The following is a 13,286-nucleotide window of genomic DNA, read 5'->3' on the forward strand; positions in this document are numbered from 1 at the left end:
ACAATGGAATCTGGTGTTAAGGCTAACTCAGTGTATTTGCTTTAGGGTTTAACTGTCATAAATTTAGTAAGTTGACACTTGTTGTGGCGTGAGTTGATGGCTTAAAAGCAAGGTTTGGTATGCTACTTGGCAATAGATGAATACCCCATTGGTTAATTGCGCTGATAGTAGCAATGCGACCAATGATGATGTATAACTTTTAAAAATCCGTAGCCTATGGAAGTAAAGAAAAGTAAAAAAGCCGACCTGGAGCGCAAGCGGTCTCTGTTTTTCCAAATAGGACTGATCATTACCTTGGGAGCCATATTAGTGGCTTTTGAGTGGAGTAGTATGGATGCCACATCTGATGCCCTGGCATGGGTGGATGAGGAGGTACTGGAAGAAGAAGCTCCACCAATAACCCGACAGGAAGAGGTAAAACCTCCGCCACCGCCTCCACCACCCCGTGCAACAGATATTATTCAGATAGTGGATAATGATGTTGAACTGGATGAAGAGCTGGAAATTGATGATGTTGACGTTGATGAAGATTTCGAAGTTGACTTATCAGAACTAAACATGGAAGAGGAAGATACCGATGACCAGATCTTTATAATTGTTGAGCAGATGCCCGAGTTCCCGGGGGGCGATGCGGCCTTAATCAAGTACATTACCTCACATGTGAAATATCCGGTCATTTGCCAGGAGAATGGCGTACAGGGAAGGGTAAGTGTTTCATTCGTCATTAATGAAAAAGGGGAGGTCACCAATGTGAAAGCCTATCGTGGCGTCGATCCCAATCTGGAGCGTGAAGCTATACGTGTTGTTCAGTCATTACCCAAATGGAAGCCGGGCAAGCAGCGTGGACGACCCGTTAAAGTATCATACTCTGTTCCTGTGGTATTTAAGCTGCAATAGCAGTGATGTTTAACTTATGTAAAAAGTATTGTGTATGACGAAATAATTTAATGAAGACCCTTTTTAAAGTTGAGAAAACGTTCTCAATAATTTTTCAGAATAAAAGCCGATGAGTTCACAACGACCCTGCAATATTCGAATCGAAAGACAAAAGGTGAACCCATCGGCTTTATTGTGCGATTTTGCGGATAAGACATGGGCGATATCGCCCGGCCGGGCGATTTGAATAAAGTTTGGTTGGCTGGCATTTAATTCAATAAGTGAAAAATTGAGACTTGTAAAGTTCTGTAAAAGAGCTGTTAGGGGGTTTGGTGAAGATTTTTATTCGCGGCAATACAATTAATGGAATGCTGCTTGAAACTAATCAGACAACTAACATTAGTAACCTCACAAAACTACATCGTCATGAAAGCAAAAAAATACAGACACGCAGATTTAGAGAATAAGAGAGGTATCTTTTTTCAGGTTGGTTTAATTGTTGCATTGGGGGCATCCTTGGCCGCCTTTGAATGGGGAACCACCGCTTCAGTACCATATCAAACTATTGAAGATGATCCTTTTGAGGTACAGGATATTATACCGATAACGCATCCTGAAGAGCCTAAAAAAGAATTACCAAAGCCAAAAATTCTTACGGATTTAATACTGGTTGATGACACTTTTGATGGGCCCGATTGTGATCCGGTTATTATTGGTGAAGATACCGGGGAGCCTTTTGAAATTCCTGAGGTTGCTCCTGAACCCGATGCCGAACCATCTACTTTTTACGTGGTGGAACACATGCCTGAATTTCCGGGTGGCCAGGCTGCTTTACTGAAATATATAGCGACAAGTATAAAGTATCCGGTGATTTGTGTGGAGACTGGCATTACCGGAAAGGTCTTCATCTCGTTTGTAGTAAATGAAAAGGGCGAGGTGGTTGAAGCAAAGGTGGCTCGTAGCCCTGATGCCAATTTATCAGCCGAAGCCTTGCGCGTGGTTAATAATATGCCTCAATGGACACCAGGCAGACAGCGAGATAAAGCGGTTCGCGTAGCCTACACCATTCCTGTCAACTTTGTTTTACAATAACTCTTCAAACCAATCTATATATAGAATCGACACTGGTTGGGCTAAGAAAAATTGTTTCATCCGTGCCTAAAGATTAAGCGATTATAAAAGCTTAGCCGGTGTCGTTTTCCTTCTGCAACCTTACTTTATTAATGACAACCCTAGCTTTATCAGAAAGCTTCTGATACTGACCTCATTTATATTAACTCAAAACCCCAATGGTATGAAAAACTATATGAATAATATTAGCAATCGTATTTGGTTATTGGCTATTACCGTAGTGGTGTCGATTATTATTGTTGCTGCTTGTGCCGATGAGCCAACGACATTTAAAACTCGTGCCATTGGCTCGCCTGGCGAATTGTTGGTGGTGGTAGAAGATAAGTATTGGGAGGCTGATGAAGGACAATATCTAAAAGCCATTTTAAAGGACGAGTTTCCTGCTTTGCCGCAAGAAGAAACCATGTTCAAAAAAACGCGCATTAATTATGAACAGTTTAAGCGGCACTTCCGAACGTATCGTAATATCATGTTAGTATCAGTTCGCCCGCAAGAAGTTGTCAATAGGGTGGAGTATCGCAAGCATGAATGGGCCATTAACCAATATGTGGCTGAGGTGATTGTTCGGTCGGCAGGCGATTTGGAGTCGCTGCTTGAGCAAAAATGGCCAACCATGAAAGGGTTCTTTTATGGTGGAGATATTCAGTCAATGGCCGATTCATACATCAATCTTTATCAACCAGAAGCCGTATCGCATATACAGTCCAACTACCCGTTCACCATTTATTTTCCCAAGGGTTTTAAACTCAAGAAAAACAAAGGACAGTTTAGCTGGCTCGATGCTCAGCGACTGGGGAGTCAACTGGGAATTTTTGTTTATCAATGCCCCTTAGACTCTTTGGGAGAAATCAATGCCCAAAGCTTATTGCGCTTCCGGAATAATTTATTGCGCAAACAGGTGCCTGGAGAGAACCGGGGATCGTTTATGACTACTGAAGAGCAGTTTCCGGTATCAGTTAATAAAGCGAAGTTTGCCAACCGGCAGTGGATAGAGCTTCGTGGCCTATGGAAAGTGCAAGGCGATTTTATGGGAGGCCCTTTTGTTGATTATTTCTATAAGGATACCGAAAACAACCAACTACTGATGATTAGCGGGTATGTTTATGCACCAGCCAAACCTAAAAAGGGTATTTTTATGCGCGAGGTTGAAGCTGTTTTAAAAACCATCCATGTCAATTAGAAGTTGAGTGGGCCATTAAGTTAACAAGCGTTAAAGAGTTGCCGCAGGTTGAAAAAGTTTGATGGATAACAAATAAAAGTCTATCATTACAGCATGAGATATATAGTATTGGTGCTGATGATGGGCTTTTTCTCTGTAAAGGCTCAGCAGAGCGAACCTGAAAAATTTATCAGGCAGGGACAGGCATTATTCGGACATGAATTGTATCAGGATGCCATCAATAAATATAAGCAGGCAATCGCTTTTGATAAGAAATGCGTAGAAGCTCATTATGAGTTGGCATATACTTATTTGGCGATTAAGGATTATGACGAGGCCCTGTTTTATAGTCGAAATGTGTTAGGCGAGAAAAGTGATTATTGGCTGGATGCCCTTTTAATATATTGCGCGGTGCTTAATAATAAAGGTAATGCCAAAGGCGCCATCAGAGAGTATAACAAGGCACTTAAGAAGTACCCGGATGAGTATTTGCTTTATTATAACATAGCAGAAAGTTACCAGCGTATCAATGAAGGTGAAAAGGCAGAAGACGCACTATTAAAAGCATTACGATTAAATAACAATCATATTCCCAGTCATCTGCTTCTGTCATCCATTATGAAGTATCGTGGTGAAGTGCTGAAAAGTATGTTGCCATTGTATTACTGTTTATTGATTGAAGTTGATGAGCAGAATAAAGTGGTATTACTTGATGATCTGCAGGTGAGATGGCATGTGGCCATGGTTCAAAAGCCAGCTTTCGCAGCTCCGGTGAGTAAGCATGCAAGAGTATCGGGTTTAAAGGTGGCTGAATCAAAATTAAATGCCATTGCCAGGGAAGTAGTAGTTAATAATCCTGATGAACCTTATACCCTAATAAATCAAACATTGGCGCTGTTTTCTATGCTGAATGAGGAGCAAACAGGGGAGATGGATTTTTTTGATATTCAATATGTCGATTTTTTCAAGCAGTTATATGTTGCTGGCCATGCGCAGTCGTATGCTTACTTTATTTGCAATGCCAAATATAGTACAGAAGTTTTGCTGTGGTTAAGCGATAACCAATCGCAATTTAGTGCATTCATAAACTGGATGGAGCTGCAGCAGTAAGCAATTGGTTATTTCGTCAAAAATTGAAAATCTTTTTGTATCTTAAATAGCCCTCAGCCGTAGGAGTAGGAAATTGATGTTGAATTTTAAAAAGAGGTGTTATGAGTAACGTACTAACAAAGCATTTTCAATATACCGGAACGGATGATTTTGATAAGTCTTTAGATGAGCAAATCAATGACTTTATTACTAAAGAAGCAATAACAACCGATAATTTGATAGATATTAAGTTTAGTGGACACTCTGATCAGGGAGTGGCCACCTATTCGGCATTGTTGCTTTATAAGAAAAGCTAAATGTATTTATTGGGATGAATGGCATATAAGTGATGCTTTTCATCCCAATTTTATTTGTCTGAGTCAACTACCAAAGTTAAACTCAGTATATTCCCTCTTCTATTCAATCGTTTAATGCAAAGCTGACAGTGGTGGCTTTTATGGTCAATTGCTATCTTTGTTTGATGATTAAAAAATTCACTTTAGCATTGGTTGGTATACTTGTCTGTTATGCCATGCATGCCCAGTACGCTGATAAAACACAGGATTATCAGTTGCAACTGAAAAACTACCGAAAAAACGTTACCCGTATTTCTGTTATCGGCACTTCGTGTGTAGCCTTGGCTTTTTTAGTGGATCAGCCACTTAATACATGGATGCAAAATAATCAGGGAGGTGCAGGTGATGCACTTTCCGATGTGGCAAATGTGTTTGGTGAGAAGCTATTCATTGTGCCGGCTGTAGGCTTATCTTATGGCGCAGGATATGTCTTTAAGGATGAAAAGCTGCGTTCAACTTCCTGGAACGCCATAAAGGCGATTGCCACTACTGCTATAGCTACTGAGATCATAAAAATTTCTCTTGGTCGTGCCAGGCCATTTGTAGGCGAAGGTGCATTTGAATTTGATCCATTCAATGGCAATGATGCTTATAAATCAATGCCTTCAGGGCATGTGTCGCTGGCCTTTGCAGCTTTTACGCCTTATGCCGAGACCTATAGTCGCTGGCTGTATGTTGCTCCGGTATCAGTAGCTTTTGCGCGTATGTATAAAAACAAACATTGGCTTTCAGATACAGTTTTGGGGGCCGGTCTGGGATTTTTAAGCGGATGGATGTTTACGCATCATCCCAGGAGTAATGTGCAGGTATCTGCCAATGGAGTAATTGTTTTCTTCTAATAATGATAAAGATAGGTTATTAGATGTCAATAATATTGCTTGTAATCACCTAAACAGTAAAGGTATTTTAACGCATGTATTAAAAAAATCTAAAGCGTGCGTTGTGGTGTTTTTTGGCACGCATATTGAAATAACCCTATCAGTAGATTTTTTTCATAGATTTGGGTTTAGGTTATTGAAAATCCGGCTTTACTAACGAGTAAGGCCGGTTTTTTATTTTAAGAACGCATTAAGCCACCTGCCAGAATGTTTGATGGTTCGCTTTTGCGTTTCAAAATCAACATGTACTAGGCCAAAGCGCGGTTCAAAACCTTCGCGCCATTCAAAGTTATCAACCAGGGTCCATATAAAATATCCATTGATGTTAATGCCTTTACGTTGCGCTTTTAAAACTTGTTTAAGCATTTTCTGATGATATCTGGTACGTCTGACATCATAAACATGGTCTCTTACCAGGTAATCAGGGTAGCACACCCCACTTTCAGTAATCAGTAGCTCCTTAATTTGTGGATAGCGGCTGTAAAACTTTAAAAGTTTGTAGAGTCCTTTGGGGTAAACATCCAGGTCCATGCTGTTCAGTTTGGCTTTTCGGGTGGTTGGTTCAATTTCTTTGGCAAAAAGAATTGGAGGTGTCAGGCTGTGTTTGGCTACCACTCTGAAATAATATTGGATACCGATAAAATCAAAATCAAAAACCATTCGCTGCTTATCACCGTCTTTAAAAAAGGACTTGATAATACTTAGTGCCGGCATTACATCGAAGGGGTAACCCAAGCCCAAAAGTGGCTCCAGGTAAAACCGGTTAAGCATAGCTTCAATGCGTTTAGCGGCACGCCTGTTTTTTGGTGATTGGTTCACTGGTTGAATATAGGAACATGACAGGGCCACACCAATGTTGGCATGAGGTTGCAGTTCCCTTATTTTGGCACCACCCAGTGCCATGCATAAAACAGTATGATGAGCGGCTTTCAGAAACGTATTGATCCCCGTTCGCTGAGGCGCGTGGTAACCCATGAAATAACCCAGTCCGGTAAAACTCATGGGTTCATTCATCACTATCCAGTTGGTTACGAGCTTGCCAAAGTTTGTCACACATATCTCAATATAATTGGTGAACCATTCCACTATATCACGATTCGTCCAGCCACCTTTATCTTCAAGTGCCTGCGGTAAATCCCAGTGATAGAGTGTCACAAAGGGCATTAATCCATTCGAAAGGCAGCAATCGATGACGCGGTTGTAATAGTCAATGCCAGATTGGTTGATTTTTCCGATGCCAAAAGGTAAAATGCGTGACCAGCTGATGGAAAAACGAAAGGTGTTGAGCCCAAGCTGCCTGGCCAATGCTATGTCATCTTCATAACGCGTGTAGAATTGACTTGCCTCTCCTATGCGGTCGTTGTTTTTAATCTGCTCTATATTTTCGGTAAATGTGTCCCATATTGATGGGCCCTTGCCATCGGCACTGGCTGCACCTTCATTTTGAAAGGCGCTGATAGTAACACCCCACTTGAAATTAGCGCCGAACTGTTCACGTTTCATCATGGAGCAAAAGTAAATGCCCTTGATGAGTTGTATGTTAATTGCAATTTAATTTACGATGCCCCAGGCGGCAAATCGACTGCTTGAAAGAAAAGGGGTTAGCGGAAAAAAACCTTTAGTGATTTTACCATCACTTGTTTCAATGGGGTGAGCCTGAAGTTGCCTGTGGTAGAATTCATCCGCTTCACCTGGTTTAAACTGTGATATTTGCCAGCTTCCCGATGCTTTTGGATGTAGCAGGTGTTTAATGTTCAGGTTGACTAAGCCCATGTTGCATCTTAAATTCGCTTCTACCAAGGGGTAAAATCGGATTGCATGGTCATCATTAAGAATAAACATGGCATCAATACCTATTGGACCCTGGTAGGAATCAGGAATATGCAATGCTTGCAGGCTCAGGATAATCTTGTCGGCTATCAACCTTAACCAGTTTTTGTCTTTGGGAAGGTATTTTTTTATAGTGTCAGGAACATGGAAATATTCTTTGTCAAAATGTCCACTACTATTAGCATCAAAAAAGTTAATGTCCAAAAACTCAATGGAGCCGTTGGCCAATACATTAAACTGAAGAGAGGCATCCTGAATTTTTGTGTAGATAGGCTCCAGTATTAATGAACCATGTTTTTTAATCTGCGCCTCGACCCATTTAGTGCCACTTTGCAGCTGTTGTTGGTTACGGATAAAAAGTAGTCCGCGTCCCGAGGAGCTCCAAAGGGTTTTTAGCACAATGCCCTGGCTGGAATGATGAAACCGCTGATAGATGTCCTCAATGTCAGAAACGACTTTGGGAAGTGTTGGTAATTCAATAAAGTGAGGTAGCGTATGACTGCTTAATTCATTGACCAGGTTTACACTGGTTTGTCTGCTAAAGAAGTTCTTGAAAGTGTCCGGACTAGCATTTATTTGCAGTGATTCTGATTGGCATAGCCTTCCATACCGATGTCCGATAAGTTGACTCCATCCCCATGGGAAAACCTGATCAACGACAATGCTTTGCAGATGCTCTTTATTGATGAACTGTGGTAAGTTCACCTTTAGCTTTTTCCAGAATTGTTCAAAACCTAAGGAACTTTCACTTTCAGATAACACAAAGTCGTTGGCTTGTCCTAAAAATGCCATTAAGGGGCTGATGTCTGCTTCGAATTTAGCAAGTTGTTGCGGGGGCATATAACTGAATGTCCCGTTTTCAACAGCCATGTCGCAAGTCGGATTGTATATGAAAAGTGTTGCCATCAAGGGCAAAATTAGATGGAAAAAATGAATAATGAACTTATGCAGGTAATTTCACCAATAACTTGACTAATGCGAAATTCTTAAATATCTTCCTGCTCAAACTTGATGACTATGAAACTAACATGTATCTATTTATTGGCATTTAGCATGTCGGTATCGCTATTTAGCTGTAATGAAAAGGAAAGTAGTAAGCCTGTTGATGAGCAGGAGGAAGGAATTGAGGAACAGGATGAAGTGGTTGGAGATTTTGAATTAAACGAGTTGACCGGTGATAAATTTATAGCTGATTATCTGGTTGCAAAGGAGGAAGTGTTAAGGTCGATACCACAGAAATATATCGATATCGCCAGAAACAATCTGCACATTGCCTATCAGCATACATCGCACGGAACGCACGTTACATACGGACTGTTTGGTCTTCAGGATTATAAAACAGGTGATGATGCATTGTTTGCGGTTACAAAGTCTTACGTAGATAAAGACGGAAAATTCAATGATAACTCAGAGCAGGGGAAGTTGGATCTCCAGGATTATGTAATTGAATATTATGCTGAGGACGGCGTTGATGCTTCTGATTTGAGCCGTGATGAGACCGCATTTATTCAAACCACTCGCAATTACCTGGATGATCCTGATAATGCAGAAATAAACGTCGTGATGTGGGCCTGGTGCAGTATTCGAAATCATGATTTGCAGGGTGTTTATCTGCCCGGAATGAAAACGTTGATTGACGAGTATGGTGTAGGTGGAACCAAAATAGGCAATGGTGATGGACAGCGCCAGAATCCGGTGTATTTTGTTTTTATGACCGGGCATGCAAGTGATAGCGGTAACCTTGATGAGGGCGACCCTGCTCCGCAGGCAGCCATTGTTAATGAATATTGTCAGCAGAATCAATTCTTATGCCTTGATTATTTCAGTATTGATTCACACTGTATGAATGATAATTATTGGGATGATGCCGGGGATGATGGAAATTCCTATAAATACAACAATAGCACTGCTGAAGAGGGCTATTTTTATCATGATTGGCAGGACTCGCATCAGCTGGGGATTGATTATTTTGAAAACAAGGTTTATCCCAACAACAAAGTGGCCTTCGGGCAACATACCACACAGCATATTACAGCCAATCGTAAAGCTTATGCCATGTGGTGGATTTTAGCCCGCATCAGTGGATGGGATGGCATAAGTGAAGATTAGTCAGTGATGTAAATCAGTTGTTAAAATTTTGGGTGGCATTGCAAAATTTTGTTGTTTTGCATGCGATGAAGAAGTATGCAATGAAATATAGGGTTTTGAGCCTGTTACTGGTAATGGCTGTTTTGCCATCGGTATTGGGTGTGCATATATTTCAGCATCATTGTAATGGTTGTGACGAAAACGAAACAATAACGCGCATCATCACTACCATGCATTCGCACGACCATGCCTGCAGCGATTGTAGTTGCGATCATCAGTGCATGACATGTCAGGAGGAAACGGGTCAGCATGTTCATCACCACGCATCAGACGAGGGGAACTGCAAGCATGATTTTAAGAAAGCTTCCTTGCTGGCAAAAACAAATATAGGCCAGATTCGCTTAGAAGCTGCAGCGCTTGAGGTCTTGTTTCATGAAAAGTTTTATGCCGAATTAGAGGTTGTATCTCATAAAACCGCAAAAAATCATTATAACGTAATTCAAAAAGTACCCGACGAGCCTTCGCCGGAGATGAATTGCGTTTTTCTTTTATGATTCATTCATCAGTTCATGTATTTGAAATTAAATAGATGGGTACTTTGTTGGAGTACTCGCTATTTGGCTAACCTGTGTTATCAACCTAATAACATGGTCTTTTGCACATATCTGGTGCGAATGGCCCGATGAACCAATTAAAAATGAATCGAATATTTTTTATTTTACTGCTGGTAGTTTGTAAACTATCACTTTATGCTCAGGCTACAAAGGAGATTACCGGCGTTGTTAAAGCCATCGAAAAGGATAAAACCCTTGAGCTGGTTGGTGCCAATGTGTACTGGGCCAATACTCAAATTGGTACGGTGACTGACTTTAATGGCGAGTTCGTAATTGAGCAACCAAAGGGTAATAGACTGCTGGTGATTAGTTATATAGGGTATAAACCGGATACTTTAATTGTTAACGATGACCGACCTTTGGAGGTTGTGCTTAAAAGCGATGAATTGGATGAGGTATTGGTTGCCGGCAAAAAAGCAGGCTCCCACATGTCGCGTATCGATCCGCTGACGAAGGTGAACATCACGGGCGCTGAGCTCTGTAAAGCTGCCTGCTGTAACTTGAGCGAGAGTTTCGAAACGAATGCATCAGTTGATGTGTCCTACTCCGATGCGGCAACAGGTGCCAAGCAAATTCAGTTACTCGGTCTGTCAGGTAACTATGTGCAAATGATGACCGAGAATATTCCCAACTTCAGAGGCTTAGCAACTTTATATGGCTTAAACTACATACCAGGTGCCTGGATGGAATCGATTCAGATCTCCAAAGGGACATCAACGGTTGTCAATGGATATGAGTCATTAACTGGTCAAATAAATGTCGAATACAAAAAACCGGTCAATTCTGAAAAGTTCTTTTTGAATGTGTATGCCAATCATACTGGTCGTTGGGAAAGTAATGTGAATGGTTCCATCCATATTAATGACAAATGGACGACTGCTATTTTGGCACATTATTCTGAAGATCAGAAATCAACTGATGATAATAATGATGGCTTTCGTGATGAGCCTTTGTTGAAACAAGTGAACTTTATAAACCGATGGGACTACAATAATAAGAACGGATTTACATCTCAAATAGGTATTAAGGTTTTGGATGAGAATCGCTTGGGTGGTCAAATGGGTTTTGATGGAACGCAGCCCGAAGATCAGCAGATTGGAGCATCAGGCCAGTTGTATGGCATCAATATTGATACCCGCCGATATGAAGGATTCTATAAAGCAGGCTTTGTTTTTGACGATGAGGTAAGCAGTTTGGCGCTGGTGGCTAACTATGCTTATCACCAGCAAAACTCTTTCTATGGAAGAAAAGTATATGATGCTGAGCAAAAATCGTTCTATGCCAACCTGATTTTTCAGTCAGTCATCGGTAATGATAATAACAAATTTAATACAGGGTTTAGCTTTCAGTCCGATGAATTCGATGAAACGCTCATGATGAATTTTGCGTCACCAGCCGATGTGCAAATGTTGGGCAGAAAAGAGCTGGTGCCCGGTGCATATTTTCAGTACACCTATTCGTTGCCCGACAAATTAACGTTGATTGCAGGTGGACGTGCTGATTTTCATAACGAATTTGGCACGCTACTGACTCCTCGTTTGCATATCAAATACAATTTATTACCTAATACTATTTTGAGGGCCTCGGCAGGTAAAGGCTACCGTACACCTAATGTTTTAGCCGAAAACAGCTATTTACTGGCCAGTGCTCGTGAAATTAATATCGCCAATAATATAGATCAGGAAGAAGCCTGGAATTATGGTGCAAATATTACACAGTATATAAAGGTTGGAGGAAGAGAGCTGACGTTAAACGCAGAGTATTATCGGACGGATTTTCAAAATCAGCTGATTGTCGATATGGATCAAAGCTCAAGTGCGGTTTATTTCTATAACCTGGATGGTAAATCCTATGCCAATAATTTCCAGATAGAAGGAAAGTATGAACTGCTAAGAGGTTTGGATATGGTGGCTGCTTGGCGTTTGAATGATGTTAAAGCTACTTACAGTGGAGAGTTAATGGACCGTCCGTTGATAAGTCGTACAAAAGGATTAATAAATCTCTCGTACTCAACGCCCCTTAAAAAGTGGCAATTTGATTTTACTACCCAGTTCAATGGTAAAGGGCGTGTGCCTTCAGTAGCTGATAATCCTGCAGAATATCAACGCCCGGAGTCTTTTGATGCATATCAGGTTGTTAATGCACAGGTGACAAAATACTTTCGTAAATGGAATGTGTATGTCGGAGCTGAAAACCTGGGAAATTTCAAGCAAGATAATCCGATAATTGCTGGTGATGACCCATTTGGCAACTATTTTGACAGCTCTCTTATATGGGGACCAATCATGGGGCGCCGTTTTTATTTCGGGCTCCGCTTTTCAATAGATAGAGATTAATAATTTTATAAATCATAGAATCATGAAAAAACTATTAGTATTAGTTGTGATGGCATTATTTGTTGTAAGCACATATGCCGACGATAAGCAGAAAAAAGTGACAGAGGTAACCTATAAAGTGGAAATGGATTGCCAAAGTTGTGTTAATAAGATTACCAAGAATATGCCTTTCGAGAAAGGGGTCAAAGATCTGAAAGTTGACTTTGAAGGCCAGACGGTCACCGTTAAATACCGTGAAGATAAGACAACTAAAGAAAATCTGGTTAAAGCTTTTGAGAAACTCGAGTTTGAGGTTGAAGAATTAAAGGATGGAGAATGCGTTAACCCCAAAGCCAAGTGTTGTGAAGGGCATCACCACTAATTATTATCTACTGAAAAAATCAAAGCTCCCCATTCGGGAGCTTTTTTTATATTTTTTCTTCTCTCCAACACCCACCCATTCAGCCTCTAAGCCATCAAACTCACAACGGGTTTATCTTTTTTCTCGATTTTCCATTTGGATAATAAAAAAATCCTGTGTTATTTTGCACCCGCTTTTGAGAACAACGGTTGTCGCGAAAAGCAGGATTGATAAGGCTTACAGGTATATATCAATAACATATTGAAAGGTAAAAAGGGCATAGTCTTGACAAGGCAGATAAGAGGTGATATCTTAGCTTTCCTGACTCAAAAAAAGGCTAAAAGTTTTTCAAAAATAGTTTTGGATATTGCAAATAAAAACCTTTATCTTTGCAGCCGCAAAAAACAACAAGGGTTGTTAGATACGGCGGGGTATTGAGAGGGTTTTAGAAGATGAAATTAAGTCTTACATATTAGGTTTTAAGTCTTGAATCTTTTTCTTCAAAAAAACCTGAAAAAACATTTGGAGAATAGCTCAAAAAGTTTTTACCTTTGCAGCCGCTTCTCAAACGAGGGAAAGCGAAAAAGTA

The 13,286-nt window shown here is 40.7% G+C and carries 12 protein-coding genes; 10 read left to right on the forward strand and 2 right to left on the reverse strand.

Annotation, left to right across the window (positions count from 1 at the left end; all coding sequences use genetic code 11):
* Positions 1-216 precede the first annotated feature (216 nt).
* From KEM09_RS17195 to KEM09_RS17220, 6 genes are all read left to right on the forward strand, one after another.
* Entirely contained in the window at positions 217-897 is a 681-nt protein-coding gene (locus KEM09_RS17195; protein ID WP_212230168.1) for an energy transducer TonB, read from the forward strand.
* A gap of 405 nt (positions 898-1,302) precedes the next feature.
* Positions 1,303-1,968 carry an energy transducer TonB gene (locus KEM09_RS21965; RefSeq protein ID WP_244825085.1) on the forward strand — a complete coding sequence of 222 codons (666 nt, stop codon included), beginning with the start codon at positions 1,303-1,305 and terminating at the stop codon, positions 1,966-1,968.
* Between the two features lie 202 nt (positions 1,969-2,170).
* Entirely contained in the window at positions 2,171-3,187 is a 1,017-nt protein-coding gene (locus KEM09_RS17205; protein WP_212230169.1) for a DUF4837 family protein, read from the forward strand.
* Between the two features lie 93 nt (positions 3,188-3,280).
* Entirely contained in the window at positions 3,281-4,276 is a 996-nt protein-coding gene (locus tag KEM09_RS17210; RefSeq protein WP_212230170.1) for a tetratricopeptide repeat protein, read from the forward strand.
* Positions 4,277-4,377: 101 nt separating this feature from the next.
* Positions 4,378-4,572: a sporulation protein Cse60 gene (locus KEM09_RS17215; protein WP_212230171.1), complete on the forward strand. Its 195-nt coding sequence runs from the start codon at positions 4,378-4,380 to the stop codon at positions 4,570-4,572.
* Positions 4,573-4,736: 164 nt separating this feature from the next.
* Complete coding sequence (locus KEM09_RS17220; RefSeq protein WP_212230173.1) at positions 4,737-5,450, forward strand: phosphatase PAP2 family protein; 714 nt, start codon at positions 4,737-4,739, stop codon at positions 5,448-5,450.
* A 213-nt stretch (positions 5,451-5,663) separates the two neighbouring features.
* Here the strand turns inward: KEM09_RS17220 and KEM09_RS17225 are convergent, their stop codons facing one another.
* On the reverse strand, positions 5,664-6,995 hold the full coding sequence (locus KEM09_RS17225; protein WP_212230175.1) for a GH1 family beta-glucosidase: 1,332 nt from the start codon (positions 6,993-6,995) through the stop codon (positions 5,664-5,666).
* 45 nt (positions 6,996-7,040) lie between these two features.
* Positions 7,041-8,225 carry an ATP-grasp domain-containing protein gene (locus tag KEM09_RS17230; protein WP_212230177.1) on the reverse strand — a complete coding sequence of 395 codons (1,185 nt, stop codon included), beginning with the start codon at positions 8,223-8,225 and terminating at the stop codon, positions 7,041-7,043.
* A gap of 111 nt (positions 8,226-8,336) precedes the next feature.
* On the opposite strand from KEM09_RS17230, the gene KEM09_RS17235 reads away from it, so the two are divergent.
* From KEM09_RS17235 to KEM09_RS17250, 4 genes are all read left to right on the forward strand, one after another.
* A complete protein-coding gene (locus tag KEM09_RS17235) occupies positions 8,337-9,428 on the forward strand; it encodes a hypothetical protein (protein WP_212230179.1) in 1,092 nt (363 codons plus the stop codon).
* An 80-nt stretch (positions 9,429-9,508) separates the two neighbouring features.
* Positions 9,509-9,961: a hypothetical protein gene (locus KEM09_RS17240; RefSeq protein ID WP_212230180.1), complete on the forward strand. Its 453-nt coding sequence runs from the start codon at positions 9,509-9,511 to the stop codon at positions 9,959-9,961.
* Positions 9,962-10,104: 143 nt separating this feature from the next.
* Complete coding sequence (locus tag KEM09_RS17245; RefSeq protein ID WP_212230181.1) at positions 10,105-12,357, forward strand: TonB-dependent receptor plug domain-containing protein; 2,253 nt, start codon at positions 10,105-10,107, stop codon at positions 12,355-12,357.
* 22 nt (positions 12,358-12,379) lie between these two features.
* On the forward strand, positions 12,380-12,718 hold the full coding sequence (locus KEM09_RS17250; RefSeq protein WP_212230182.1) for a heavy-metal-associated domain-containing protein: 339 nt from the start codon (positions 12,380-12,382) through the stop codon (positions 12,716-12,718).
* Positions 12,719-13,286: the final 568 nt, after the last annotated feature.

The organism is Carboxylicivirga mesophila, assembly GCF_018271975.1.
Lineage (GTDB): Bacteria > Bacteroidota > Bacteroidia > Bacteroidales > Marinilabiliaceae > Carboxylicivirga > Carboxylicivirga mesophila.